Here is a 24,904-nt window from a genome sequence, read left to right on the forward strand (position 1 = left end):
AGCGTGATTTCTTCATTGTTAGCTCTCCGTATTGGCGTAGTGTACGCCGGAGAACTCTAAATGTGGATGCCGCTATTTTAGGGGAGGTTTACAGTATCTGTAGAGCAACCACTTTTTTCTGGCCTGCATAGGTAAAATATATAGTGATTAGGACATCCCATATTTTTTAGATATGGGATGTTGAGCATGAAGTGATAGTTAGGGGAGCCGTTTTTTAGCGTTTGGAAATACCATTGCGCCCAGGGAAATCTGGAGCCAACTCCCTGGCATTGGGCATCTTCAGCCATAGTCGATAAAGATGGCGTCTGCGGTCAAGTTCCTCGTAATCTTCGAAACCCGTGCGGGAATGGAAAATGGCATAGTTATTCGCGAACTGGATATCGCCGGGTTCCATCATCATATCCAAACGAATACCTGGATCACTTAGAATCGAATCAACGAGGTCTAAGGCTTCAACTTCTACATTCGATAATGGCAAGCCCGCATTTTCCTGAGCTATCTCTATATACTGGCGCAAATACATACCGCTTAATTTGCCCTTGTGATAACTAAAGATTGGCGTTTGGCCAACATCACCGTCATTAAGATGCTCTAACAGGAAGTGGCGGTGAAGAAGCCCAAGATACTCAGGGTGTTTTTCTAGAATTTCATTGTAGAGTGTCATCGCGCTTGACAGACTACTCATGCCGCCTGATTTAGCTTTGCGTAGACAAAGCAATCCAACAACATCTGACAGATCGGCGTGATAAGGCAGATATTCATTCGTCTCATACACTCGCACTTGCTTTGGATCTATTGCGCCAATGTTTTTTACATGCCCTAGCATGTCGCCGTTCATATTTTGAGAAACCGGAGTGCCCATATGGAGGCCTAGACCGTAGTAAATGATGGCTGCTTCATCATTGGTATATCGTTCAATTGGCAAGCCGCGAATGACTATGAAGCCCTTACCATTTTCCAGCTCCTCATTGAAGTAATTGATCTCTTCTGTGAGAGCTGTAATCGGGAAATCTTCTTTAGTAAAGTCGGGGACTTTTAGTCCTTTTTGTTTGACGTTTTGTAAGGCCTTTTCGAGAACGCTGATAGATTCATCAGACCAATGATAAATCCATGAGTCGTCATCCTTTATATCTTTTCCTTTCCATGCTGATGGGCCTTCAATTTTTTCTTTATGAATGACGCTCATTATCTATTCCTCTAAGAAGCCAGATTGTTGTTATTTGATGCCGACTACAACGGCTGGTGGCTCAGCCAGCAGGGCCGTATCAAGCCAGATGGAAGCGATAGAAATCACTGTAATCATGATTTAGTATAAAAAAAATACATAATGATTATGGTACCCCATATGAAAAAAATATGGGCAGGAGAGGGGATGATGGCTTGGAGGAATCTGCGTGAAACTCAGTCAGTTAAAATGGTTTCTCAACATAGCAGAACTAAGCGGTGTTTCAGCAGCATCACGGCAGTTGTATATAGCTTAGTGAGCACTGTGCCCGTAGTGCTTTGTACCGAATATGGATTTTATAGACGATGCTGTGGTGTGGGGGGATATAACGATATTGCCTAGGGTTGATCTGGCATCGTAATCTATATTTACTACAATAAAGTATAGATCTTTCTGATCTCAAGCACTTTTCACGTGTGACGGAGTTTTACGTTATGTCAGACCTGGATCACAGCCTGTATACAGACTTTCCCGAGTATCGTGAACGGATACATCAACTAAAACTGGAAGATCCGGTTTTTGCTTCAAAAGCAGCCGAATATCACAAGCTAGACCATAGTGTGCGTGGTCTGGAAATGGCGCATACGTCTTTGACGAATGATCGTTTTAGAAACATGAAAATGCGTCGACTTCAGCTCAAAGATGAGCTGCTCCGTATGCTGCAATAGCAAGCATATAACAGACAGCACTGCTCTCTCGTTTGAGCGGTGCTGTCTGGCATCCTTCCTGATCGCTTAACGGCTCTTTAATGCTTCGATCTCTGCGCGCAGTTCATCGATCAACTCTTGCTGGTTGGCCAGGGTGTCTTCCAGGGCGGAGATGCGATGACTTAGGCTGTTTGGCTCTGCTGTGGTGGTTTCAGGTGTTGCAGCTGAAACTTCGCCGCTAAACAAGTGTGCGTAACGCGCTTCTCTTTTTCCGGGCTCTTTTGCCAGGCGCACAACGAGTGGAGCGTCGTCTCGCTCCGCCAGGGCCTGCAGTGCGGATTCGACTTCCTGTACGTTGGCGAACTCGTGCAGGCGTTGGGTACGGGTACGCAGTTCGCCGGGGGTCTGTGGGCCACGAAGGAGAAGCACACAAACTATCGCACGCTGCCCCGGTGTAAACTGCAGTTCGCTGAATTCGGTGTTACAGAAACGGTGTTTATATTTCACCACGCGGCTACCGAATCCGCTCTCTTCACGAACCAGACGTTTCTCGGCCAGAAGATCCAGGGTTTCCTGAACTTCGCTTTCTTCCAGATGCATCACGGGATCACGGTTGCTTTTCTGGTTGCACGCCAGCGTGAGTGCGTTCAGGGAAAGAGGGTACTGGTCGGGGGTGGTGCTTTCCTTCTCAAGCAAGCAGCCAATGACGCGGGTTTCATTTAGGCTCAGCTCTAAGTCCATAGCGGTGTTCCTGATGTTTATTACGTCCTCTTAAGGTTAGTGTCCGGATGATTCCTGTAAAGATCAAGTATGCTTTTGACTGGAGTTCAGTGACTTTAAAGCATTTTTGTTCATAAGCTTGATATGGAACAGGGCGTTTTAATCTGTATGAAACGGTTTGGACATTTTGGTGTTGAAATGTTTGGCGCGATATATAGTATGAGTAGTGGATTCAAATGCGAGTTTTTTGGTTTTTACCATTTAGCGGTTGGTTGTATGGAAAGTTCAAACACTGTACGCGCAGGTTTCGAGGGTGTTGCCTCTGTAGAGGAGAGTGGATTGCAAATGCCACAGGTGTCTTCAGACGGAGGGGAGACAAAAAGTGAAAAGGACGCGGTGACCGATGTCACACCTCAATCCTCGGCCAAAGACCATACAGAAGCGTTTTACTCCACATGGGTTAGACGCAGTTATTAATTTGGCAGGCCAATGCAGGCAATGAGTTTTAATATAAAGCTTTGGCTTGAGGCTTAATGCTTATATCCGGCTATCTGACCATTCGTCTTTTGGAGTTCAGCTTTTCTTCAGATTAAACAGCAGGTAATCGGCAACTTTGCGTGCTTGCCGGGGGGATAGCTGGTCTCGAAATGTTGGCATCGCCGGCTGATCCTCGCGTCCATACAGTAGTAGGTTGACCACTTCCTGACGTGTAAGACGGGTTGCTGTATTGGAAGGGATGCCCTTCAGAAACTTGCCGTTGCCTGTGTCGCCGTGACACTCTTCACAATAGTGGACAAACAATGCCTTTCCGTCTGCTTTCTCATCCAGCTTCTCTTGTTGGCACCCTGACAAACCCAGAGAAAGACTGATCGCTATGCCATAACAGATAGACTTCATTGAAAGCACTCCATCTCACTCTATGTCCACATGGTAATTAGGTGATTTAATGATGCCGTTGGAATGAAGTTTTATCCAGTTTGAAGTGTGTATTTCATCAGAAAGTCATAAAAAAGCCGTGAACACAACAGGTTGCGTCACGGCAAAAAAACAACGATGAAATCATTGAGAGAGTGGCCAGTCGAGACCAGCCACATCGAAATTATACCCTATTTTTCAATTTGTTATATCACCTCACTAATTTGTTGCGCTGCGAAGCCAGCATCGATTTTGTCTTAATTTATGTTTTTGTTTGAATATTCAATCAATTTTCACTTGCTGCCCGTTGCTGTTCCCCTTTCCAAAGGAAACCCGGTCGGAAAAATAGGTACAATAAAGGCGCTTGTTAAGCGAAAGGATCTGTTGCGTATGCTGCACATTACAAATGGCGATAATGCCAACCAGGTGATTCAATCCATGGGTATCGAAGGCCGCTATCTGGCATGGGCTGATGTTTTGCACGATGGCCCCGTTCCGGCAGGGCTTAGATTGGACGAGATGTCTCAGGTGAGGGCCAACTTCATCCATCACTGCGGTTGGGCCAGTGAGTTTGAGGCGTTAACACATTTCCAATCGCGGGATGCTCTGTTTGCCAGTGCCGCGCGAGAGGGTGGGGTTATTATCTGGAACTCTCCTGAGTTGTACGACCAACTGCACCTGATTCAATTGCTTGCCTGGTACCGTAGTGAGGGACGTCATTATGCGCCCCCTGAGCTGGTGCTTGTACCTTGTCTGCTGGGCTTAGCGACCGAAAGCGATGATTTGCCACAGTACTTCAGTGCCCGCGCTCAAGTGACAGAGGAACAGCTCAATCTGGCTGAGGATGCGTGGCATGCCTTTACCTCTACCAATCCGCGTATGTTGTCTGCACTGCTTGCCGACAACATGGATGCCTTACCGTATCTGAAGGCCGGCCTACAGCGGCAGGTACAGGAATATCCAGACTGCTTTGGTATCAGTCGAACCCAACGACAGGCACTTAAGGCTGTAGCAGAAGGGATTGCAGCGCCGGGCCGTATCTTTGCCGCATCACAACAGATGGAGTCGCCGCAATTTATGGGTGATTCCAGCTTCTGGCTATTTATTAAAGAGATGGTTCAAAGTGCCGCGCCGTTGCTGGCAGTTGACGGCGCAGATGAGTTCAAGGTGCCTGGGATGTTTGGTCCGGATGAGGCGTTCCTGTCCCAGCGACTTCAATTAACGCCGATGGGTGAGCAGGTACTGGCGGGTGAGGCCGATTGGCTGGTTAAGCATCGAATCGATCGTTGGGTCGGAGGTGTGCACCTTAATCCGCAGAATATCTGGCGCTGGGATAGCCAGAATGCGACATTTATTCGCGGATAATAGGCATCTTGAACCATAAACCGACTTTTCCAGTGGTTAGGCTGGAAGATGGCGTAAAGCTTTGGGTATGATGGGGCTTCATACTTTAAAACCGGGAAGGTTCAGGGGTGTTTTTGCCTGTCTCACAGTCAGCCTGACTGGGGTTTGAGCAGTTTTGCGCTTTTCCTGTCTCAATGGAGAATTTCTCACATGCAGATCGCTGAAAAAACAGTCGTACAGATCCACTACACCCTGACTAACGAAGGTGGTGAAGTTATGGACTCTTCCGAAGGTCAGGAGCCACTGGCGTTTCTGTGCGGTGCGCAAAACATCATTCCTGGTCTGGAGAACGCGCTGCTGGGTAAGCAGGCGGGCGATAAACTGGACGTACGTGTAGAGCCGTCTGAAGGTTATGGCGAAGTGCACGAAGAGATGATCCAGAAGGTACCTCAGGAAAACTTCGATGGTATCGACACTGTAGAAGTGGGCATGCAGTTCATGGCGCAGGCACCATGGGGTGAGCAGCCAGTAACTGTAATTAAAGTCGAAGAAGACGGTATTACCCTGGACGGTAACCACCCAATGGCAGGCCAGGTTCTGAACTTCAGCGTAGAAGTAGTTGAAGTGCGTGCTGCATCTGATGAAGAAGTGGAGCACGGTCACGCACACGGTGCTGGCGGTCACCACCACTAAGCCGTAGATACAGATGCCCGAAATACGGGGTGTAAAGCAAAAAGCCCGCATGGTTTAGGCCCAGCGGGCTTTTTTGTGGTGGTTTGTTCCCCATAATCGCAACCCTCAGCTAAGCTTAAGAGGTTGGGGCATCGTCGGTCCCGTCCGATTGATCGGGTGATCGATCCGCGCTTTTGATCCAATCAGCACACGGAACGTACAGCCTGTCAATCAACGAGAGGAGCCTGTGCTATGAACATGTCTGAATTCATCACCCTCGCGGAACAACATCGTCTGCGCAATGTTAACTTTATCGAGTCCGGCTGCGGACCGATGGTGATACAGGTCGAGTACGGCAAAGATAAAGATCTGGCCAAGGATCTGATCAAAGACAATGACGGCGCTGTCATCACCTGTCGCAGCGTGACCGAAGCCTACGATATCTGTCATCGGGCGGGCGTGCATCGGGCTAATCTGGTGCAGGTTATTCCCCACGATGAAGCCAGTACCAACAGCTTTGCGGATTATCACAGCGAATCGATCCCGTTGAGATTCTGATCAGGCTCGGCTGGCGGGTATGTTGACCACCTGCGGAACCAGATAGAGGCAATCGGCGTCTGAAGTACTCTTTTTAGGAACCATGGAAGTTGTATGCAAGAGAAGATAGACCACGCCATTGAAGTGATCGGAAGTGTCCTTTACGGCAAGGAGCGGCAGATCAGACAGTCTTTAACCTGTCTTTTTGCACATGGGCATCTGTTGATAGAAGACCTGCCGGGTATGGGCAAGACCACACTGGCTCATGCACTGGCCCAGGTTCTGGGGTTGAATTACCAGCGTGTGCAGTTTACCAGCGATATGCTGCCGGCTGACCTGCTAGGCGTAACTATATTTGATTCGGCCAGTAACGAATTCCACTTTCATCGCGGACCGGTGTTTACCCAGTTATTGCTGGCGGACGAGATCAACCGGACGACTCCTAAAACTCAAAGCGCGCTGTTGGAGGCGATGGAGGAGCGACAGGTCTCCCTTGAGGGGAACACCTATCCCTTGCCTGATCCGTTTTTTGTGATCGCGACACAAAACCCACTTAGCCAGTACGGCACCTTTCCGTTGCCCGAGTCCCAACTGGACCGTTTCCTGATGCGAATCGAGCTGGGTTATCCCACCGCAGAAGCTGAACGCGAGTTGTTGAAAGGCGGTGACGTACGTGATCGCATTGCCGATTTACCTGTGTGTATCGACCAGCAGGCGTTAAGAGAGATCTACTTAGCATGTGAGCAGGTGCAGGCATCCAACAGTTTGTTGGATTACCTGCAGCGGTTGGTGCGGTACAGCCGTGAAGCCAAGGGCTTTGCCTATGGCATATCCCCCCGCGGTGCATTGGCGTTGCTGCGCAGTGCCAAAACCTGGGCTTATATGCATGGTCGGCAGTACGTAGTGCCGGAAGACCTGCAGTCGCTTCTTAAACCCGTGTTTGGACACCGATTGCGCGCCGCCGAGGATTATGCCGAACACGGTGGTTTAGCACTGGTGCAACGTCTGCTCAGTGAAGTGGACGTTGTAGGCTGAGGGGATGTCTGTACTGTCGTTTACTCTGCGCACAATCCGCGAGCCGTTTCAGCGATGGGCTGAAAGCCGCAGGCCCCGTGGTGATTCAATCGAACTGAACCAGAAGCGTATTTTTATCTTCCCCAGTGCCGCAGGCGGTGGTTTTTTGCTGGTTGCGCTTTTGTTGTTGCTGATCGGAACCAACTACGAAAACAACCTTGTTCATGCAGTTGCATTCCTGCTGCTCAGTCTGTTCGTGCTGTCGATCATTCATACATACGGCAATCTGTCCGGTATTCGGGTGACCGCTAAGGAAAGCCATTCCTGTTTCGCGGGTGAGCGCGCTGAGTTTGAATTGCATCTGACTGCGAACGGAAAGCGGGTACGGGAGAATATACAACTCGCTTGGAAAGGTGGAACACCACAAACGGTAAAGGCGATAGACGGCGATGGATGTCGGGTACGTCTATACCACCCTGCACCGAAACGAGGCCGACTAAAACCAGAACCACTGTTGATCGAGAGTACGTTTCCATTAGGGCTTTTGCGCGCCTGGAGCTGGCTTGAGATTGAATCCAGCGCCATTGTCTATCCCGCACCGTTGCAAGTGCAGATGGCCAAGTCACAAGTCCTGGATGGCGCTGACGGGGGCCGGCAAGCGACCGATGGCGGGGAGGACTTTTCCGGCTTTACTCAATATCAACCAGGCATGCCGTTACGCCACGTAGCCTGGAAGGCCTACGCGCGAGGGCGGGGATTACACGCCAAAACTTACCACGCCCAGGTTGATGATCGGATCTGGCTGGATTGGGAAGCATTCTCCGGTCAACCCACCGAGATGCGTCTGTCCAGCTTGTGCTACCTGGTGATCCAGTTGGAAAAGCACGGTGATCACTACGGATTGAGGTTGCCGGGTAAAAGCTTTGAGCCCGATCGAGGTGAGCAGCACCGCAAGCGTGTGCTGACAGCGTTGGCTCTCCATCCCGGAGACCGGGTATGAGTGAGCAGTACCGGCTAAGTCGCCCTGCGCTGTTGTGGCAGTTTATCGCCATTGCTGTAGTGGTGGTACCGCATTTGAGTCACCTGCCCAGCTGGTTGCTAGTGTTGATCGTAGCTGCTGTTGGCTGGCGTCTAATGGTGCATATGGGGCGCTGGTCCTTTCCGCATTGGAGCATCCGAACGCTATTCTCGTTGGCTGCGTGTGCCGGTGTTTTCCTGAGCTACGGTGGCATTGGTGGCGTCAATGGCATGGTCGCATTGCTCATCGCCGGATTCAGTCTCAAGTCATTGGAGATTCATAAGCGGCGCGATGCGCTGCTGGTGGTGTATGTCGCGTTTATCGTAGCCACCAGTGCGTTGCTGTTTGATCAAAGCGTCTGGATGGCGGCGTATGTGCTGATCGCTGTGCAGTTAACCACCGCCGCGTTACTAGCCATCTATCAAACCCATAATGTGGATATGGGACGCCCCTTTCGCACCAGTGCCGTCATGATGATGCAGGCGATTCCGTTGATGCTGGTATTGTTCATTGTCATTCCACGGATGGGGCCGATCTGGAACCTGAAGATGGATGTCGGGTCTGCACGTACAGGGTTGTCGGACACGATGAGCCCGGGTGAGATCACCAACCTGACCCGCTCTTCCGAGGTTGCTTTCAGGGTTCGGTTTGAAGGGAAGCGGCCGCCGCAAAATGCACTCTATTGGCGGGCTTTAACCTATCCGGACTTTGATGGTCGCAGTTGGTACCGGGATGAGGCACGAGAGCGGCAGCCTGTGCCAACGGAATCACTGATGATTCAGCGGCCGGTGTTGAAATACGATCTGATGCTGGAAGCTACCGGCAGCCGATATATCCCGACACTGGATATGCCGCTTTCTGCGCCGGTCGGTGTGCGACTCAACCCGGATATGACACTCCGGCTTAATTTACCGCTGCAAAAGCGGGAAGAGTATTCGCTTGAGTCGGCACTTCAGTATCGTCTGACCGCGCAAGGGGAGGCCTTAAATTACGTGCGTGAGTTGAGCCTTCCAATAGGCAACCGTCGCACACGGGAGCTGGCGCGAAGTTGGTATGCTGAAACCGGATCAGGGGACGCGTTCATAGCCCGGTTGATGGCGTTCTACAAAAGCAGCTTCACTTATACCCTCAAACCGCCCAAGCTGGGTCGCGACAGTATCGATAAATTTATGTTCGAAACGCAGCGTGGTTTCTGTGGGCACTTCTCCAGCTCGATGGTGTTTATGTTGCGCTCGGTGGGTATTCCGGCCCGTGTGGTTGCAGGGTATCAGGGCGGCGAGTGGAATCCGTATGAAAACTACCTAGTGGTAAGGCAGTACGATGCCCATGCATGGGTGGAGGCCTGGTTACCGCAAAAAGGCTGGATTCGAATTGACCCGACCGCCGCAGTTGCGCCACAACGAATCGAGCGGCCGTCCGAAGAGTTATTTTCCGAGGAAGAAGATTTCCTGCGCGATGCGCCGCTTGGCGGCCTGACCATTGGCCGGAATAGCCTGCTGGCTGACCTATGGCTGCAATGGGATGCATTCTCCTATGGCTGGCAGCAATGGGTGGTGAACTACCACTCCCGTCAGACCGATGTGCTGAAGCGTTTGTTGGGGGAAATTACACCGTTGCGTGTTGCACTGGCGTTGCTGATTCCGTTCGCCATTGTGATGTGTCTGGTTGCGCTGAAGTTATTCTGGCGCCATTGGCATCTAGTGCGTGATCGACACGACCAGGCACTGGAGCGTTTGTCTCAGCGCCTGGCTCATAAATCGGGCTTGGGACGGCAACCGGGGGAGACGGTCAAAAACTACAGCGATCGTGTGGCGGAAATTCGTCCGGATCTGGCGTTGTACATGCAGGAGATCGCCTATTGCTATGAGCAGATGCGGTATGCCGGTGATGATACCGGTTCGTCGGCAAGACGTATGCTAAACATGATACGCCAGTGCCAGACGAAGGTGTAACGTTGCCAATGGACTATAGGTGAATCGGGTTAATCGGTCAGAAGTTCGGTGACCCGCTTCTGCAGCATCGGGACCACTTCCTCTTCAAACCAGGGATTGCGTCTGAGCCACAGTTGGTTGCGGGGGGATGGATGGGGTAGAGGGATCAGGCCTGAAGGGCATTCACGCCAGTTGCGAACCCGTTCGGTCAATGTCTTGTAGCTGTCGTTCAGATAATACCCCTGTGAATACTGCCCGATCAGCAACGTGAGCTGTAGGTCTGGCATCAGCTCCAGCAGGCGTTGATGCCAGAGAGGCGCACATTCCGGGCGCGGTGGCAGATCACCTGATTTACCTTTACCGGGATAACAGAATCCCATCGGCATAATCGCAATCAGGGATTCGTCGTAGAACTGCTCACGATCGAGATTCAGCCATCGGCGTAGACGGTCACCGCTGGGGTCGTTCCAGGGAATACTGGTTTTGTGCACGTGGGTTCCGGGCGCCTGGCCGATAATCATCAGGCGCGCGGTGACGGATGCACGTACGACCGGATTGCTACCCAGAGGCAGAGCGTCTTTGCAGTGGGTGCAGGCGCGTATCTCGGCCAATAGATCCTGTAGTGGGATCTGGGACATATCTTTAGTTACCCGTCTAAGTGAGCGGCTGTTATTTACCATCAAGTTTACTATGATAGCGGCCATATCAAACCGGTTCACAGACAGTTGGATGAACGCAAAGACACTCGCTTACGAGATTGTGCGCAGCAAGCGCCGTAAAACCGCTGCAATCAAAGTGGAACCGGGACAGGTGCGCGTGTTGGTGCCGCATTGGGTTGATGATGGCTGGGTAAAGAACTGGGTTAACGAAAAGCGAGCCTGGATCGAACGGCAGCAACAAGCGCTGAACAAGCATGCCGAGGCCTTTGAAGTCTCGATCTATCCCGGCGCGTTGCTGCCTTTTCTCGATCGAAAACTGATCCTTTCCTGGGATGCTGGCACCCGTAACGGCGTTGTACTGGAAGGTGACTGCTTACGCGTAACGTTGAGCCGTCGTGGCAGCCGCCCGGATGTGGAACGTGTAACCGAACTGGTTAAGGCTTGGTATCAGCAGCGGGCTGAATCTTACCTCGCTGAACGCCTGGGGCATTGGCAGCAGGTCACGGGTTTGCAACCTGCGGGACTAACCGTAAAAAGCTTTCGACGTCGCTGGGGCAGCTGTGATAGCCGTGGCCGTATCTCCCTTAATTGGCGTTTGATTATGGCGCCGTCCGATCAGGTGGATTATGTCATCGTACACGAGCTTGCTCACCTGAAACACTTTGACCATAGCCGGCGCTTTTGGGCGCTCGTTGCTACTTTTGTCGTAGACTATATCCCCTTAAGGCAAGGCCTCCAGTGCCGATACCCTCTTTTGTACTTCTAAAAGTATAATTGCAGCGCATCTCTGCTGTGTTAGATTTTCCAGTTACCTAGAAAAGTAACCTGCTGCGACGTTTTTGTTTGAAAACCGTGAGCAGCAGGGTTTCGACAATAATAAATACGGGCGAATCCTATGAGTCTTTACAGCAGTATTGAAAAGACCTTCTTCAACTCCCTCACGAAAAAAATAGTAGGCAACGTTACGTTTCTATTGGGACCGAACCTGATCATTGCCGCTATCGGTTACTGGGTGTATCTGGACCTGAGGTCTGCCCAGACAGCAGATGAGATTGTGCAGAGCGCGTCGACATTGTTTAACGCCAGCTGGGTTTTGTTGTTTTACACCTTGGTTGTGGGCGTCTTTACTGTGCTCTTCATGCGTCATCTGTTCCTGAGACCGATTGGTGGCATGACGGAGGTCCTCCGGGCAGTGAAAGAGCGTGACGGTGATATCTCGGCTACGTTGCCGCAGTATACCTACGACGAAATCTCCAGCATGGCCGAAAGCTATAACGATTTCTCGGACAGCCTGAAGAAGATGATTGCTTCAACCCGTCGACGCAGTGTGCAGGTGGCGCTGAGTGCGACGCAGCTGCAAAAGGTGATCAACGAAGCGCATACCTCTGCGGCACAGCAGGAATCACAAGCGTTGATGGTATTCCAGGCCAGCCAGGAAGCGACCAGCGCGATTGATGAGATTGCGGCACATACCCTGGAGATCTCCGAGCGTAACGGAAAGAACCTGGAAGAGGTGCGAAGTTCCAGCAGTGAGATGAACCGTGTGATGCAGCAGGTGCAAGCGGTGGGTCGCCAGATCGGCGAATTCCAGAGTACCGTGCATCAGCTGTCGGCCAACTCTGAAAACATCATGCGTGTACTGGGCATGGTGAAAGACTTTTCCGATCAAACCAACCTGTTAGCCCTCAACGCGTCCATTGAGGCTGCACGTGCGGGTGAAGCGGGACGTGGCTTTTCGGTGGTGGCCGATGAAGTACGCTCCCTGTCACTGAAAGTGAGCAGTGCGACCTCCGAGATCGACAAGAACGTGAGCGAGATGACCACGTTGGTGGGCAACACCCGTGAAGGCGCCGATACGATCAAAGAGTACATCACCGATACTGAAACCTTTATCGGCAACACCAATACCCAGTTCTCTAACATGGTGGTCGACTTCGAAGAGCTGAACGGTCAGCTTAGCAGCATCAGTGCTGCGATCGACGAGCTGGCGTACACCAACCGCAATACCCATGAATATGTGTCCGATATCACCAAGATCTCTGAGGAGATCAAGGATGAGATGGAAGTCTCCAAGGGCCATTCCGGTGAGTTGGAGAAAGCAACTGAAGAGACACAGGAGCTGCTGTCCCGCTTTATCATCGGCTACGGCGGTTTTGAGGAGATGATCCAGGCGGGCCGTGGCTGGGCGCAGGAAGCCACGACGATGCTGGAAGAACTGGAGAAACAGGGAACCAACGTCTTTGATACCCATTACCGCCGTACCAATGAGGGGCAGCTACCGGAGAAGTACGATACCTCGTACGTGGATCTGTACGAGTCGCGCATGCGGCCGCTGTTTGATCGCTTTATCAGCGAGCGTCCGGAGTTTATTTACGCCATAGCGGTGGATCGCAACGGTTACGCGCCGGCACACCACACCAAAGTGTCGGAGCCGTTGACCGGGAACTTTGACGTGGACAACATGAAGAGCCGCAACCGCCGTATATACGCTGGCAGCCGTGCAGAGCAGCGTCGTGCGAGCCATACCTCACCGTTCCTGTTGCAGACCTTTATCCGGGATACCGGCGAGGTGCTGAACGACCTGTCAATTCCGCTCTATGTGAATGGCAAGCATTGGGGGGCGTTGATTATGGGCTTTGAACCAAAACACCTGTTGTCCGAATAACAACATTGATAAGCAATGAAAAAGGGAAGGTCTGAGCCTTCCCTTTTTTGTGTCCGTCGAACGGCTTTTATTTGGCTGTTGCCGCGTTAGCGATCCCTTCCTGCAGCAGACGGCAGCACTCATCGGCGTTGATAAAACCCGGTAGCTCCAGTTCACGACCTTCTTTCAGTTTAAGGCTCAACGTGGTGTGTTTGCCTTTCGCTTTCTGCTCCAGCGAATTGATATCACGGTACTGAATACGTTCTTCGCTCTCTGCTATAGGCTTGCTCAGTAGCAGCGAGCGCGGCGATAGGGTGATGCTGGCATCCTCAAATTCGCTGCGTAGCTTGTCCACGATACGCTGATCGTTGCTGGCCCAAAAGAGGATCAGCACGAGAGGGGTCAGGGTGTACCAACGGGTAAGGTCCATCAGCATCAGGCCAACGGCGAGACCGATCAGGCCCAGCTGAATCTTCTGATTGCGTCCGTGGCGCGCTTCAAAATAGTCGTTATCCCAAGTGAAGTGTGGTTTTTCGATGGCCATGCTGCTTTTATCCTATAGATCTCTGGCATTTAATCGGTCGCGGAAAGCAGTGTGCAAGGAATGCTGTGTTAAGACAAGCGCTTGCGGTTGCGACCATGGTCCCGTATCGGGCGTTACGCTTTTGGCCGATTTATGCCCTATCGTTAAGCGCTTATGTAATTTGAAATTATAAAAACCCGTCAGGAAGGGGACTATGTTTACCTTTTCTGCTGTGCGTTGTGCTCTCGTAGCAAGAGATAATGGAAAGAAGAGGGGCCATAATCCTAATCTCTGAAGCAGCTCCGGAAGAGGTCGACAAAAAGGGAGTGGCTGGCCTTGAAAATCTACCTGCCTGTCAAACGCCTCTCTGCACTCTTTTTGCACCCATTATTATGCAAATTTTATTCATCTGAACCATCCTGAATGTGCTGATTTACGCGAAGTTGCAGTCACATGGCGCTTCCCTTAGGAGAATTTCTTTCAGCTTAGTTTCAGGTTTAGCGGCTAATTTGCTTCGTGCACGAACGTGCATTCAATTATTTCGCTCCGAAAATGAGTACAAAAACTCGATCCCTAGGGAGAAATCAGATGAATAAAAATACTAAGAACGTGATGAGCGGGATGGCCGTTGCATTTGCGGCGGCCGCGATTGCCGGTTGTTCAGCAACAGCCAGTACCAACGAAACTGCAGTTGCGGCTAATACAACCGATCTGGTTCATTGCGCCGGCGTGAACGTGTGCAAGGGCCACAACGACTGCGGTGGTGCAAACAACGCATGTGCCGGCCAAGGCTCCTGTAAGGGTTCCGGATTTGTCGTAATGCCGTCCAAAGCCTGTGGCGATGTGGGCGGTAAAGTCCAGGACGACTGGCGGGGTGAAGTGGCGAAAGCAGATCTGGTGCAGTGTACGGGTGTGAACGTATGTAAAGGCCATAACGACTGTGCTGGTGCCAAGAACTCTTGTGCAGGCCAGGCATCCTGCAAAGGTACCGGTTTCGTACTGATGAGTGCGAAGGCATGTGGCGATATCGGCGGCAAATCTTAATGATGCGTTGATGACCTGAACTTTCAGGTTGATGCGAATATCCGATGGATTTACCCCTGTTGGGTATTTGCATCTATCTAAAGCAGTTTACTGTGCCTGCTAAGCAGGGAACACAATCTTGTAGCGGTGAGGTCTGAATGATCGATGGGGTAGGTTCATTCAGATGGACACCGAGGATGTGAGTAAAAGGTTCTTTTTATGTCGCAACATTTTCTTGGCTTCGGATTGGGGCTGCGCACTGATCATCTCCACGATGTGCTGGAACAGAAACCGGACCTTGACTGGTTTGAAGTGATCTCCGAGAACTTCATGGTTGATGGCGGCAAGCCTAAGTATTACCTACACAGTATTCGTGAGCATTACCCAATGGTGATGCACGGGGTGTCTATGTCACTGGGATCAACCGATCCGCTGGACATGGATTACCTGAAACGTCTGAAGCAACTGCACTATGAGCTGCAGCCGGAGTGGTTCTCGGATCACCTGTGCTGGACCGGACTGAACGGTGTCAACGCCCATGATCTGCTACCGCTGCCGTATACCGAAGAGGCGATCAACCACTGCGTTGAGCGTATCCAGCGGGTTCAGGATTACATGGGGCGCCAGATGCTGATCGAAAACGTTTCCAGTTATATCAGCTATGCCGAATCGCAGATCAACGAGTGGGAGTTCCTGCGTGAGGTGAGCGACCGGGCGGACTGCCATATCCTGTTTGATGTGAACAACATCTATGTCAGTGCCCGTAACCATGATTTTGATCCGATGGAGTACATCAAGGGCACCAACCCGGATCGCGTGCGCCAGTTCCATCTGGCCGGTCACACCGACTACGGTGACTATGTGATCGATACCCACGATCACGATGTGCCCGACCCGGTCTGGCAGCTGTATAAACAAGCGTTGCTGCACTTCGGTCCAGTGAGCACTATGATCGAGCGTGACGACAACATCCCATCCCTGGCGGATCTGATGGCCGAGCTGGATATCGCACGTCGTATCGCTGCAGATACCCTGTCGGCGGAGGCGCTGACGCCACGGTGCAAGGAGGCGGTATGACCCTGAGAGACCGTCAGCAGCAGTTACTGGCCTACATGATGGGGCAGGAGTCCGGGATTGCAGAGCATATCTGCGATCATGGCAAGATCTCGGTGGAGCATCGCCTGCACATCTACCGCAATGCCTATCAGGTACGTTTCTGGGAAGTGATCGATACGGACCATCCGGTGCTGGGTACTTACCTGGGGGATGAGCTTTTCAACAACATGGTACGTGACTATATCCACGCCTACCCATCCCACTTTCGCTCTTTGCGTCAGTTTGCCGATCAGTTGCCCAGGTTCCTGACTGAAGATGAAACCCTCAGCGCGTACCCCCATATCGCTGAGCTGGCACGGTTTGAACGCGAACTGCTGAATGCCTTTGATGCGGCCGATACGGAACGGGTAGAAAGGCAGGATCTGGTCGACCTGCTACCGGAAAAATGGCCAGGGCTCAAGCTGGTGTTCCATCCCAGTCTGATTGTGTTTACTACCACCTACAATGTGGTCGACATCTGGCAGCATATTAAAGCCGAGCGCGCACCGCCTGAGCCACTGCAGCAGGACGAGACCTGGCTCATCTGGCGCAACCGTGAGCGGCTGACCGAGTTCTCCAGCATGGATAACTTCGAGTTCACCATGTTTATGGCATTTCGCGACGGTAGCACGCTTGAGCAGGTGGCGGAGTTACTGTTGGAGATCAGTCACAGTGATCCATCCCAGCATATGGTCGAGACGCTATTCGCTTGGTTGGACAGGGGCTGGATCACCCAGTTGGATATCGGTCTGCACGCGATCAAATAACGCCTTAATCACGCAGGTGATCTCCTGATGCCTGCGGTTCCCGCCTTTCCTGTATCCGCCTGAAAACCTGGCTTCTACGACCTTTGGCCAGTGATTTACTTATTCCTGTAAAGAACTTCTGTTTTTCCAAATCGGCATTGATTAATTGGTCTCCATGGACTTATTTGGCTTTGCGCCGAAGTGCCTATTTTGTGTGGGATTGTAACGGTTTGTGCAGGGCTGAAATGAGTTGTAAGGAGTTGTCTTGTTGGTTGAATGTTCAATTTAATTTTGCGATGTTCTTTGGCCACGAAAAAGGCTTGTAAGACCAAAGCATAATAAGAAACGGGACCTGGAATGAGTCTTTACAGAGCGATCGAGCGCACTTTTTTTAACACCCTTACAAAAAAAATTATCGGTAACGTCGCCTTTTTGCTGACCCCCAACTTGGTGGTGATCGGCATCGGTTACTGGCTGTATAACAACCTGCTCTCCCTGCGTGATGCGCTAGGCAGCGAACACGCTCTCAGCGGTCAGATTATGGCAACCGCGGATAGCCTGTTTCAGGCCTCCGGCTGGATTCTGGCGTTCTCCGTCGTGGCCGCAGGTTTCACCATCGTCTTCATGCGCCACTTGTTCCTCACTCCGATCCGTAACATGACCGACGTTCTGCGGGCGGTGAAGGACAAAGATGGCGATATCTCCGCCACACTGCCGGATGAGACTTTTGACGAGATCTCGGCAATGGCGGAGAGCTATAACGGTTTCTCGACCAGTCTGAAACAGATGATCGCCGACACCCGCCAGCGCAGTGTGCGTGTCTCACTCAGTGCCAACCAGTTGCAGAAGGTCGTGCAGGCCTCGACCCAAGATGCCACGGCGCAGGAGTCCACCGCGCAGATGGTGTTCCAGGCCAGCCACGAAGCGACCCAGGCGATCGATGAGATCGCGGAAACCACCCAGACCATCTCCGCCAGCAATAACAGCAACCTGGAGGAGATCCGTAGTTCCAGTGAAGAGCTGACTCTGGTGCAAGAGAAAGTGCGTGCCATTGACGCCCAGGTTCACGACTTCCAGGCGGTGGTGCAGCAGCTCTCCAGCAACTCCGAAAACATTATCAAAGTCCTGTCGCTGGTACAGGACTTTTCCGACCAGACCAACCTGCTAGCGCTGAACGCCTCCATCGAAGCTGCGCGGGCCGGGGAAGCGGGGCGGGGCTTTGCTGTCGTGGCTGACGAGGTGCGTTCCCTGTCGCAGAAGGTCAACGGCGCCACCCAGGAGATTGATGCCAACGTGCATGAGATGGTCTCGCTGGTGGATACCACCCGTAAAGGGGCAGCGAGTATTCTGGATTATGTATCGGATACCGATCAGTTTATCCGCCAGACCAACGACAAGTTCACCGGCATGGTGGGCGACTTTGAAAGCCTGAACGGTCAGCTCACCGACATCAGCGCGGCGATCGAAGAGCTGTCCAGCACCAACAAGAACACCCACTCCCACGTGTCTGAAATTGCCGACCTCTCCGACAAGATCAAGTCGGAGATGGAGCAGTCCACAGAGTATGCCATGGAGCTGGAGGCGGCCACCGAAGAGATGCAGGAGCTGCTGTCGCGCTTCACCATCGGTTACGGTGGCTTTGAAGGCATTATCCGCACGGCACAGGGGTGGGCGAAAGAGGTGGAGGCAGAAATACAGCGTCTGCATGACCAGGGGATGAACCTGTTTGATCAGAACTACGTGCGCACCAACGACGGTCAGTTGCCGGAGAAGTTTGATACTAGCTACACCGATGCCTACGACAGCCGTATCCGCCCGCTGTATGATCGTTTTATCGAAGAGAAACCGGACTTCCTGATCGCGTCAGCGTTCGATGTGAATGGCTATTGCCCGGCGCATAACACCAAGGTGTCGCATCCGATGACCGGTGATTTTGCCGTGGACAACGTACGCAGCCGTAACCGCCGGATCTACAACGCCAATCGGGCAGAGATGCGCCGTGCGGCTCAGACCTCACCGTTCCTCCTACAGACCTTTATCCGCGATACCGGCGAGATCCTTAACTCAGTATCGGTGCCGATGTATGTGGGCGGTCGTCACTGGGGCAACTTCTGTGTCGCCTTCCAGCCAGACCATCTGATGAGTGTGAGCTAAGTAAGACCTGCAGGGCTGCATCGTCGTCATCGAAGATGATTGTGCTGCCCTGTTTGATTACACCAACTTCGTACTGATCTCGATTTCGCCTGCCAGGGTGCGGTGAACCGGGCAGCGATCGGCAATCTCCAATAAACGAGTGCGTTGTTCGTCGGCCAAATCACCCGTCAGGGTAATGCGACGTTCAAAGCGATCAATCTTGCCACCATTCTGGCCGCAGCTCTTACAGTCTTCGGCATGTACCTTGTTGTGGCTTACATCAACCTGCACATGCTCTAATGGCAGTTGCTTCTGGCGGGCATACATGCGGATGGTCATGGATGTGCATGCGCCAAGCCCTGCCGCCATCAGCTGGTAGGGGGTCGGGCCAAGATAGCTGCCGCCGTAACTGGCCGGTTCATCTGCAATCAAGTGATGGCCTGCAGCGCTGATATCCTGGGTAAAACTGTCGGCATCCGCCTCGCTCACACGGGTGATCCCCTCTGGCGCATTCATCAATTTTGGCAGCAGCGTTACGTCGATATAACGTTGCACCCAAGCAGATATCATCTCTGCGGCATATTCTGCGTCTTCTGTGCGGCTTAGCAGGTGGTCCGCCGAATCTAGGGTGATAAAGCTTTTGGGATGTTTGGCCATCTGGAACAGTTTCGCGGCGTTATCGAGTTCTACTGTTTCATCCAGCGGGGCATGCATCACCAGCAGTGCTTTCCTTAGGTTGGAAACGGCATCGGTAAGTGTGGCACCGCAGATATCCTCAATAAACTGTTCTTTGATGGTGAATGGTCTTCCTGCCAGCAACACCTCTGCTTCACCTTCAATATAAATCTCATCAATATGGTCGGAGATGTTGTGCAATACATGTTCCGGCTCGGCCGGGGCGCCAATCGTGACCACGGCCTTAGCTTCCGGCACCGAGCCTGCGGCCGCCAGAATTGCCGCGCCACCAAGCGAGTGGCCGATCAGCAATTGCGGCGCTTCATACTGGTCCCGCAGGAACGCCACCGCCTGCAACAGATCCTGGATATTGGAGCTGAAACCAGTATTGGCAAACTCACCACCGGAGTGTCCCAAACCGGTGAAATCGAAGCGCAGCACCGCGATACCCAGCGAGGCCAAGCGCTGGGCAATACGTCGTGCCGCCGGTATGTCCTTGGAACAGGTAAAACAGTGTGCGAACAGCGCATAAGCTGCAGGCTTACCCACCGGAAGATCAAGACGTGCAGCCAGGATTGAGCCATCAAAGCCGGTAAATTCTAGTCGTTCGGTTTTCATAGTAATCCCTCTGGTGGGGTTCGGGTCAGTATTTATCAATAAAGGATTATCAGCCACTCAGCTTATCCACCCGCTAAAGCGATTCGTCAGATCCATCGGGTGTTTTTGCATAACCCCCTTATCCTACCTAGTCTATATGGAAGACTGGTCACAGGGTGTATCTCGTAATTTTAGCCTTGTCAGCAGTGATCGTTGGAAAGTTCCGTTTTCTATCGCTTTCTTCCGGCCGTGTCTCAATCATGCCCTTATGGATAGCCTGAGGCGAGCGAGGCTATATCGGTTTCAGGGAGACTTCAGAGGTATTGCGGATATGCATGATAGGACACGCCCAAACTCGGACCGTCCTGCAAGTTCACAGGGCTTGTCTTCTCAAGAAGCTAGACGGCGGTATGCCCTCTACGGGCCTAATCAATTACCGGAATCCACCGGTGAAAGCCCATTGTTGATCTTCCTGCACCAGTTCAATAGTCCTTTCATCTACGTATTGCTGGCAGCGGCGCTAGTTTCCTTAATACTCAACCAGCAGCTCAATGCTGTCTTTATTCTCTTTGTTTTGTTGATTAATGCATCAATCGGCACGGTTCAGGAGTACTCGGCGCAACGGGCCGCAGTCGCCCTGAACAAGATGGTGCCCCAGTATGCTTCGGTACTCAGGGACGGTATTACTCAAAAAGTGGAAGCAGCAGAGCTCGTGCCAGGTGATATTGTATTTCTGATCACCGGGGATCGGGTGGCGGCAGATCTGAGGCTCATTGAATGTCATGATTTGCTCGTCGACGAGTCCTTACTAACGGGTGAATCACTTGCCGCATCAAAGCAGTCGGGTGTCTGTTCGGGTGATGACAGCCCTCTCGCGGAGCGTAAGGATTGTGCTTTTGCCGGTACTATCGTGACCCACGGGCGTGCTTTGGGGGAGGTGATTGCTACGGGAGTGCGTTCGGAGATTGGCCAGATTGCTGCAGAAGTGACCGAATCTGACCATATCAAACCTCCTCTCCTCAAGCGGATTGAGCGTTTTACGTTGCGTATCTCCTACGGCATTTTGGTGGTCATCGCTTTATTGTTTGTCATTACGCTGTTGCGCGGTGCAGATCTACAGGAAGTGTTTCTGTTGGGGGTGGCTCTGGCTGTGTCCGCAATACCGGAAGGATTGCCTGCGGCGATTACGGTTGCATTGGCGATTGGGATGCGTCGGATGGCCCGGGCCAGTGTCATCGTGCGTCGACTGATTGCGGTGGAGTCGCTTGGCTCCTGTACATATATCGCGTCTGACAAGACCGGTACTCTCACGGTGAATGAGATGACGGTCAAGCTAATTATTTTACCGGATGAGCGTCGTTACAGCGTGAGTGGTGAAGGATTGGATATGCATGGTGAACTCCACTGCTTGAGTGGCGGTGAGCGGGCCCTCCTGCCTCCTGATGCCGATAAGGATCTGGCCAACCTGGTGCGGTGTGGCATGTTGGCTAACGAAGCAAGTCTGGTGCTGCATCAAGGAGAGTGGGTGGCCAGCGGTGATGGTGTGGATCTGGCTTTTCTTGTTTTGTCATCAAAACTTGGCTTTGATCACCAGCAGGTCGAGCATCTCTATCCGGAATTACAACGTATCCCGTATGAATCGGAAAACGCTTTCAGTGCCAGCCTGAATCGGGTTGAAGGCAAGTTGATCATTCACGTGAAGGGCAGTGCTGAGAAGGTATTGATGATGTGCCGTAGAGACCCGGTGCGACCAGAACCTTGGGAAGTGCGAATAGAACACCAGATGCTGGCGATGGCGCGCAAAGGTTTCCGGGTGTTGGCATGCGCTTCAGGTGAGGTCGATGTTGGGAACACAGACCTATTGGCGGTGCTGAAAGGACTGCATTTTCTGGGATTGATTGGAATGATCGATCCTTTGCGACCGGAGGCCTATGCCGCAGTTGAGCAGTGTCGTCTTTCCAATATAGATGTGGCAATGATTACCGGTGACCATCCCCAAACCGCGCTCGCATTGGCACAGGAACTCAATATCGCTGATGCCGGGAGTGTACCTGTGACCGGTGATGATGTAAGGCGAGCAATCGAGCGGGATGAAACGCTTCAGGAACAGGGAAAACCAAGTACAGCCATGCAGACGTTGGTGAACTCCTCTAGGGTGTTTGCGCGTATTGAACCTTCGCAGAAACTGCAGATCGTTCAGCAGCTTATTCGCAATGGTCACTTCGTGGCGGTTACTGGCGACGGTGTTAACGATGCACCGGCCTTACGCCATGCGCATGTAGGGATCGCAATGGGTAAACGTGGCACGGATGTGGCGCGGGAAAGCGCGGAATTGATCATCACGGATGATAACTTTGCTTCAATAGTGCAGGGGATCAAGCAAGGCAGGCTTGTCTACAGCAATATCCGTAAAGTGATTTTCCTGTTGATTTCTACCGGCGCGGCAGAGATCACCCTGTTTATTCTCAGTGTTGTCTTTATGCTGCCGATACCGCTGTTTCCGATACAGTTGTTGTGGTTGAACCTGGTCACAAATGGCATACAGGATGTGGCGTTGGCATTTGAGCCCGAGGAGGGTGACGAGTTACGTCGGCCACCGCGGCCACCAAAAGAGACGATATTCAACCGCTTGATGCTGGAGCGTGTTTTTGTAAATGCAGTTGTCATGGGTGGATTGGCATTTACGGTCTTTGCCTGGCAGCTCCACAACGGAGTGGCGGTGGAAACAGCACGAAATATGACCCTGCTTCTAATGGTGTTGTTTGAAAACGTACATGTGCTTAACAGTCGTTCGGAAACCAAATCGATTTTTAAACAGAATTTCTTTGGTAATCCCTTTCTACTGTTCGGAATGCTGGCTGCTCAATCAGTCCATATTGCTGCACTTTATACTCCGGGCTTGAGCGATGTGCTGCAAGTAGAACCGGTGACACTGGAAAGCTGGTCTACATCACTTTCAGTGGCGCTGGTACTGATTGTGGTGGATGAGTTGCACAAGCTTTACTGGGAGAAACGGAAGCCTCTGTTCACTCAGTGCCGTACAGGGGATGACCGCCCTCCCACTGGCTGATCTAAGACAGTGGGTAAGTCATATCCGTGGCGTGATTGCGTGGCGCAACTTCGCTTAATGCGTAGTTGGCGTCTATGGTTACCGTTAACTAAGTACACAGTGGGGGAAGCCGCGGTGCCTCAATACATGATCACTTACGTGGCGGTCAGTCCGGCGAATCCCCTAAAAGGCACACGTGTTGTGCATCCCGACGGTTCGGTGACGGACGGCGGTACAACCGCGATGTATGGCTTCACCATTGTCGAAACAGACTCGATGGAGTTGGCACCGGCCATGGCTAAGCGTTGTCCGTTCCTGGAGATCAACGGGGTGCTTGAGGTTTCTGAGTTAGTTGGGATGCCAGGGGGTAACCCGAATGATCAAAAAAGGCCACTTCAGCTGAAGTGGCCTTTTACGTTCCGTCATGGACGAGGATTACTAACTGTTAGGTATGGGTATTATTGGCGGATACCTTCTACGTGCAGGTCCATGTATACAGTTTCAGACAGTGGCCCCAAATTATAGTTGATGCCGAAGTCTTTCAGTTTTAGCTCGGTAGTACCTTCGAAACCAGCGCGGTAGCCGCCCCATGGATCTTTACCTTCGCCAACTTTGGAAACGTCGATAGTGATGGATTTGGTTACACCGTGCAGCGTCAGGTCACCGGTCAGCTCAGCAGTGCCGTTGCCATTGGACTTGAAACCTGTGGAAGCGAAAGATGCTGTCGGGTACTCCTTAACGTTCAGGAAGTCTTCGCCGCGCAGGTGCTTGTCACGCTCAGCGTGGTTGGAATCGATAGACTTAGTATCGATCTCTACGTTAACCACAGACGCGTCCGGGTTAGCGGAATCGTAAGAGAAATCACCTTTGAAATCGTTGAAACGACCCAGCAACCAGCTTGTACCCAGGTGATTGATGCGGAAGTTGATGGACGCGTGTGCGCCTTTGGTGTCAATTACGTAGTCAGCTGCCTGAACAGAAGCGGTGGTTGCCAGCAGGCCTGCCAGCGCCAGGCCAGAGATCAGAGTCTTTTTCATGGGGTTTCCTGCTTAATTCCAAAAATACGCGTTAAGGTGGTGTCTTTGTTTATGAAATGGTGTTTCAAGGCCGCCAGCGCATGTAGCCCTGCCAGCACAATTAATGCGGTTGTGGAGTACCAGTGAATCGCACCGGCAATGTCTTCCTGGTTTTCGATACCAGTTGCAAATGCTGGCACGCTAAACCAACCAAATACATCAATCGGACGACCGTCTGCGGTAGAGATCATATAACCCGATACCAATGATACGACCATCAATATATATAACAGCAGATGCACCACTTTGGTGGTTAGAGCCAGCGGTTTAGGCTGCGGAAGCTCGTCCGGTGTGCGGTTGGCGGTACGCCAAACCAGGCGTAAAGCCAGTGCAAACATCACCAGGATGCCGATACTTTTGTGTATATGCGGTACGGTGCGGTATTCGGGATCGTAATAGCTCAGACTTTCAATATAGAGGCCCAGGGGGTACAGGCCGATAATCGACAGCGCCATCAGCCAGTGGATTGCGATAAATCCCCAGCCGTAGTTGTGCTTGTCATTCAGGATGCGTTTGTTCAGTGCCATCCAGGTTTCAAACCTCAGTTGGTTTATTTCGCTTTGTGACAAATTCGATCGGTTGAGGTGCCACTCAAACTTTCGAACGCACTGTTGCGAAATTATAAATAAATAAAAGCGATTATCACTTGCGTTATATTGAT

Annotated in this window: 23 protein-coding genes; 15 read left to right on the plus strand and 8 right to left on the minus strand. The window is 51.9% G+C overall.

The window, feature by feature from the left end; genetic code table 11:
- Window positions 1-214: 214 nt before the first annotated feature.
- Window positions 215-1,186, minus strand: a complete 972-nt coding sequence (locus tag QKW35_RS19075) for a TauD/TfdA family dioxygenase (protein ID WP_282355706.1) — start codon at window positions 1,184-1,186, stop codon at window positions 215-217.
- 473 nt (window positions 1,187-1,659) lie between these two features.
- On the opposite strand from QKW35_RS19075, the gene QKW35_RS19080 reads away from it, so the two are divergent.
- On the plus strand, window positions 1,660-1,893 hold the full coding sequence (locus tag QKW35_RS19080) for an HP1242/YdcH family protein (RefSeq protein WP_282355707.1): 234 nt from the start codon (window positions 1,660-1,662) through the stop codon (window positions 1,891-1,893).
- A 66-nt stretch (window positions 1,894-1,959) separates the two neighbouring features.
- On the opposite strand, the gene QKW35_RS19085 is transcribed toward QKW35_RS19080, so the two are convergent.
- Window positions 1,960-2,613, minus strand: coding sequence for a YceH family protein (locus QKW35_RS19085; protein WP_282355708.1), 654 nt, complete (start codon window positions 2,611-2,613; stop codon window positions 1,960-1,962).
- Window positions 2,614-2,736: 123 nt separating this feature from the next.
- Here QKW35_RS19085 and QKW35_RS19090 point away from each other — a divergent pair, with 123 nt between their 5' ends.
- Window positions 2,737-3,069 (plus strand): hypothetical protein, encoded by a 333-nt coding sequence (locus tag QKW35_RS19090; RefSeq protein WP_282355709.1) that lies wholly within the window; start codon window positions 2,737-2,739, stop codon window positions 3,067-3,069.
- Between the two features lie 96 nt (window positions 3,070-3,165).
- Here the strand turns inward: QKW35_RS19090 and QKW35_RS19095 are convergent, their stop codons facing one another.
- Window positions 3,166-3,489 (minus strand): c-type cytochrome, encoded by a 324-nt coding sequence (locus QKW35_RS19095; RefSeq protein WP_282355710.1) that lies wholly within the window; start codon window positions 3,487-3,489, stop codon window positions 3,166-3,168.
- 408 nt (window positions 3,490-3,897) lie between these two features.
- Here QKW35_RS19095 and QKW35_RS19100 point away from each other — a divergent pair, with 408 nt between their 5' ends.
- The 6 genes from QKW35_RS19100 (at window position 3,898) to QKW35_RS19125 (ending at window position 10,044) form a co-directional block, all read left to right on the plus strand.
- A complete protein-coding gene (locus QKW35_RS19100; protein ID WP_282355712.1) occupies window positions 3,898-4,872 on the plus strand; it encodes a hypothetical protein in 975 nt (324 codons plus the stop codon).
- 189 nt (window positions 4,873-5,061) lie between these two features.
- Window positions 5,062-5,544, plus strand: coding sequence for an FKBP-type peptidyl-prolyl cis-trans isomerase (locus QKW35_RS19105; RefSeq protein WP_282355714.1), 483 nt, complete (start codon window positions 5,062-5,064; stop codon window positions 5,542-5,544).
- Window positions 5,545-5,775: 231 nt separating this feature from the next.
- Window positions 5,776-6,081 carry a hypothetical protein gene (locus QKW35_RS19110; RefSeq protein WP_282355715.1) on the plus strand — a complete coding sequence of 102 codons (306 nt, stop codon included), beginning with the start codon at window positions 5,776-5,778 and terminating at the stop codon, window positions 6,079-6,081.
- Window positions 6,082-6,174: 93 nt separating this feature from the next.
- A complete protein-coding gene (locus QKW35_RS19115) occupies window positions 6,175-7,095 on the plus strand; it encodes an AAA family ATPase (RefSeq protein WP_282355717.1) in 921 nt (306 codons plus the stop codon).
- Between the two features lie 4 nt (window positions 7,096-7,099).
- Window positions 7,100-8,074 (plus strand): DUF58 domain-containing protein, encoded by a 975-nt coding sequence (locus tag QKW35_RS19120; protein WP_282355718.1) that lies wholly within the window; start codon window positions 7,100-7,102, stop codon window positions 8,072-8,074.
- Complete coding sequence (locus QKW35_RS19125; protein WP_282355719.1) at window positions 8,071-10,044, plus strand: transglutaminase TgpA family protein; 1,974 nt, start codon at window positions 8,071-8,073, stop codon at window positions 10,042-10,044. The genes QKW35_RS19120 and QKW35_RS19125 overlap by 4 nt, the downstream gene beginning before the upstream one ends.
- 29 nt (window positions 10,045-10,073) lie before the next feature.
- On the opposite strand, the gene QKW35_RS19130 is transcribed toward QKW35_RS19125, so the two are convergent.
- Window positions 10,074-10,661 (minus strand): uracil-DNA glycosylase family protein, encoded by a 588-nt coding sequence (locus tag QKW35_RS19130; RefSeq protein WP_282355720.1) that lies wholly within the window; start codon window positions 10,659-10,661, stop codon window positions 10,074-10,076.
- Between the two features lie 91 nt (window positions 10,662-10,752).
- Here QKW35_RS19130 and QKW35_RS19135 point away from each other — a divergent pair, with 91 nt between their 5' ends.
- Both QKW35_RS19135 and QKW35_RS19140 read left to right on the plus strand, forming a co-directional pair.
- Entirely contained in the window at window positions 10,753-11,448 is a 696-nt protein-coding gene (locus QKW35_RS19135; protein WP_282355721.1) for a M48 family metallopeptidase, read from the plus strand.
- 129 nt (window positions 11,449-11,577) lie between these two features.
- Window positions 11,578-13,347 carry a methyl-accepting chemotaxis protein gene (locus tag QKW35_RS19140; protein ID WP_282355722.1) on the plus strand — a complete coding sequence of 590 codons (1,770 nt, stop codon included), beginning with the start codon at window positions 11,578-11,580 and terminating at the stop codon, window positions 13,345-13,347.
- A gap of 67 nt (window positions 13,348-13,414) precedes the next feature.
- Here the strand turns inward: QKW35_RS19140 and QKW35_RS19145 are convergent, their stop codons facing one another.
- A complete protein-coding gene (locus QKW35_RS19145) occupies window positions 13,415-13,870 on the minus strand; it encodes a hypothetical protein (protein ID WP_282355723.1) in 456 nt (151 codons plus the stop codon).
- A gap of 567 nt (window positions 13,871-14,437) precedes the next feature.
- Here QKW35_RS19145 and bufA2 point away from each other — a divergent pair.
- The 4 genes from bufA2 to QKW35_RS19165 all read left to right on the plus strand — a co-directional run bounded on the left by bufA2 (window position 14,438) and on the right by QKW35_RS19165 (window position 18,867).
- Entirely contained in the window at window positions 14,438-14,893 is a 456-nt protein-coding gene (gene bufA2 / locus QKW35_RS19150; protein ID WP_282355724.1) for a BufA2 family periplasmic bufferin-type metallophore, read from the plus strand.
- Between the two features lie 198 nt (window positions 14,894-15,091).
- Window positions 15,092-15,949: an MNIO family bufferin maturase gene (gene bufB / locus QKW35_RS19155; RefSeq protein ID WP_282355725.1), complete on the plus strand. Its 858-nt coding sequence runs from the start codon at window positions 15,092-15,094 to the stop codon at window positions 15,947-15,949.
- Window positions 15,946-16,734 (plus strand): DNA-binding domain-containing protein, encoded by a 789-nt coding sequence (locus QKW35_RS19160; RefSeq protein ID WP_282355726.1) that lies wholly within the window; start codon window positions 15,946-15,948, stop codon window positions 16,732-16,734. Before bufB ends, QKW35_RS19160 begins: the two co-directional genes overlap by 4 nt.
- A gap of 336 nt (window positions 16,735-17,070) precedes the next feature.
- A complete protein-coding gene (locus QKW35_RS19165; RefSeq protein ID WP_282355727.1) occupies window positions 17,071-18,867 on the plus strand; it encodes a methyl-accepting chemotaxis protein in 1,797 nt (598 codons plus the stop codon).
- A 57-nt stretch (window positions 18,868-18,924) separates the two neighbouring features.
- On the opposite strand, the gene QKW35_RS19170 is transcribed toward QKW35_RS19165, so the two are convergent.
- Window positions 18,925-20,139: a bifunctional alpha/beta hydrolase/OsmC family protein gene (locus QKW35_RS19170; protein WP_282355729.1), complete on the minus strand. Its 1,215-nt coding sequence runs from the start codon at window positions 20,137-20,139 to the stop codon at window positions 18,925-18,927.
- A 247-nt stretch (window positions 20,140-20,386) separates the two neighbouring features.
- Between QKW35_RS19170 and QKW35_RS19175 the strand changes: the two genes are divergently transcribed.
- Window positions 20,387-23,188, plus strand: coding sequence for a cation-translocating P-type ATPase (locus QKW35_RS19175; protein WP_282355731.1), 2,802 nt, complete (start codon window positions 20,387-20,389; stop codon window positions 23,186-23,188).
- 437 nt (window positions 23,189-23,625) lie between these two features.
- Here QKW35_RS19175 and QKW35_RS19180 read toward each other — a convergent pair whose 3' ends face one another.
- Together QKW35_RS19180 and QKW35_RS19185 are read right to left on the minus strand one after the other, a co-directional pair.
- The gene (locus QKW35_RS19180) at window positions 23,626-24,204 is read right to left on the minus strand and encodes a YceI family protein (RefSeq protein ID WP_282355733.1); all 579 of its coding nucleotides are present in this window, start codon (window positions 24,202-24,204) and stop codon (window positions 23,626-23,628) included.
- Complete coding sequence (locus QKW35_RS19185; protein ID WP_282355734.1) at window positions 24,201-24,770, minus strand: cytochrome b; 570 nt, start codon at window positions 24,768-24,770, stop codon at window positions 24,201-24,203. Before QKW35_RS19185 ends, QKW35_RS19180 begins: the two co-directional genes overlap by 4 nt.
- Between the last annotated feature and the right edge of the window lie 134 nt (window positions 24,771-24,904).

Source organism: Pontibacterium granulatum (assembly GCF_029961155.1).
Lineage (GTDB): Bacteria > Pseudomonadota > Gammaproteobacteria > Pseudomonadales > Balneatricaceae > Pontibacterium > Pontibacterium granulatum.

Excerpts from the sequence above, each read along its gene's own strand:
- QKW35_RS19075 (WP_282355706.1), bottom strand. The coding sequence starts at position 1,186 with ATGAGCGTCATTCATAAAGAAAAAATTGAAGGCCCATCAGCATGGAAA.
- QKW35_RS19080 (WP_282355707.1), top strand. The coding sequence starts at position 1,660 with ATGTCAGACCTGGATCACAGCCTGTATACAGACTTTCCCGAGTATCGT.
- QKW35_RS19085 (WP_282355708.1), bottom strand. The coding sequence starts at position 2,613 with ATGGACTTAGAGCTGAGCCTAAATGAAACCCGCGTCATTGGCTGCTTG.
- QKW35_RS19090 (WP_282355709.1), top strand. The coding sequence starts at position 2,737 with ATGGAACAGGGCGTTTTAATCTGTATGAAACGGTTTGGACATTTTGGT.
- QKW35_RS19095 (WP_282355710.1), bottom strand. The coding sequence starts at position 3,489 with ATGAAGTCTATCTGTTATGGCATAGCGATCAGTCTTTCTCTGGGTTTG.
- QKW35_RS19100 (WP_282355712.1), top strand. The coding sequence starts at position 3,898 with ATGCTGCACATTACAAATGGCGATAATGCCAACCAGGTGATTCAATCC.
- QKW35_RS19105 (WP_282355714.1), top strand. The coding sequence starts at position 5,062 with ATGCAGATCGCTGAAAAAACAGTCGTACAGATCCACTACACCCTGACT.
- QKW35_RS19110 (WP_282355715.1), top strand. The coding sequence starts at position 5,776 with ATGAACATGTCTGAATTCATCACCCTCGCGGAACAACATCGTCTGCGC.
- QKW35_RS19115 (WP_282355717.1), top strand. The coding sequence starts at position 6,175 with ATGCAAGAGAAGATAGACCACGCCATTGAAGTGATCGGAAGTGTCCTT.
- QKW35_RS19120 (WP_282355718.1), top strand. The coding sequence starts at position 7,100 with ATGTCTGTACTGTCGTTTACTCTGCGCACAATCCGCGAGCCGTTTCAG.
- QKW35_RS19125 (WP_282355719.1), top strand. The coding sequence starts at position 8,071 with ATGAGTGAGCAGTACCGGCTAAGTCGCCCTGCGCTGTTGTGGCAGTTT.
- QKW35_RS19130 (WP_282355720.1), bottom strand. The coding sequence starts at position 10,661 with ATGTCCCAGATCCCACTACAGGATCTATTGGCCGAGATACGCGCCTGC.
- QKW35_RS19135 (WP_282355721.1), top strand. The coding sequence starts at position 10,753 with ATGAACGCAAAGACACTCGCTTACGAGATTGTGCGCAGCAAGCGCCGT.
- QKW35_RS19140 (WP_282355722.1), top strand. The coding sequence starts at position 11,578 with ATGAGTCTTTACAGCAGTATTGAAAAGACCTTCTTCAACTCCCTCACG.
- QKW35_RS19145 (WP_282355723.1), bottom strand. The coding sequence starts at position 13,870 with ATGGCCATCGAAAAACCACACTTCACTTGGGATAACGACTATTTTGAA.
- bufA2 (WP_282355724.1), top strand. The coding sequence starts at position 14,438 with ATGAATAAAAATACTAAGAACGTGATGAGCGGGATGGCCGTTGCATTT.
- bufB (WP_282355725.1), top strand. The coding sequence starts at position 15,092 with ATGTCGCAACATTTTCTTGGCTTCGGATTGGGGCTGCGCACTGATCAT.
- QKW35_RS19160 (WP_282355726.1), top strand. The coding sequence starts at position 15,946 with ATGACCCTGAGAGACCGTCAGCAGCAGTTACTGGCCTACATGATGGGG.
- QKW35_RS19165 (WP_282355727.1), top strand. The coding sequence starts at position 17,071 with ATGAGTCTTTACAGAGCGATCGAGCGCACTTTTTTTAACACCCTTACA.
- QKW35_RS19170 (WP_282355729.1), bottom strand. The coding sequence starts at position 20,139 with ATGAAAACCGAACGACTAGAATTTACCGGCTTTGATGGCTCAATCCTG.
- QKW35_RS19175 (WP_282355731.1), top strand. The coding sequence starts at position 20,387 with ATGGATAGCCTGAGGCGAGCGAGGCTATATCGGTTTCAGGGAGACTTC.
- QKW35_RS19180 (WP_282355733.1), bottom strand. The coding sequence starts at position 24,204 with ATGAAAAAGACTCTGATCTCTGGCCTGGCGCTGGCAGGCCTGCTGGCA.
- QKW35_RS19185 (WP_282355734.1), bottom strand. The coding sequence starts at position 24,770 with ATGGCACTGAACAAACGCATCCTGAATGACAAGCACAACTACGGCTGG.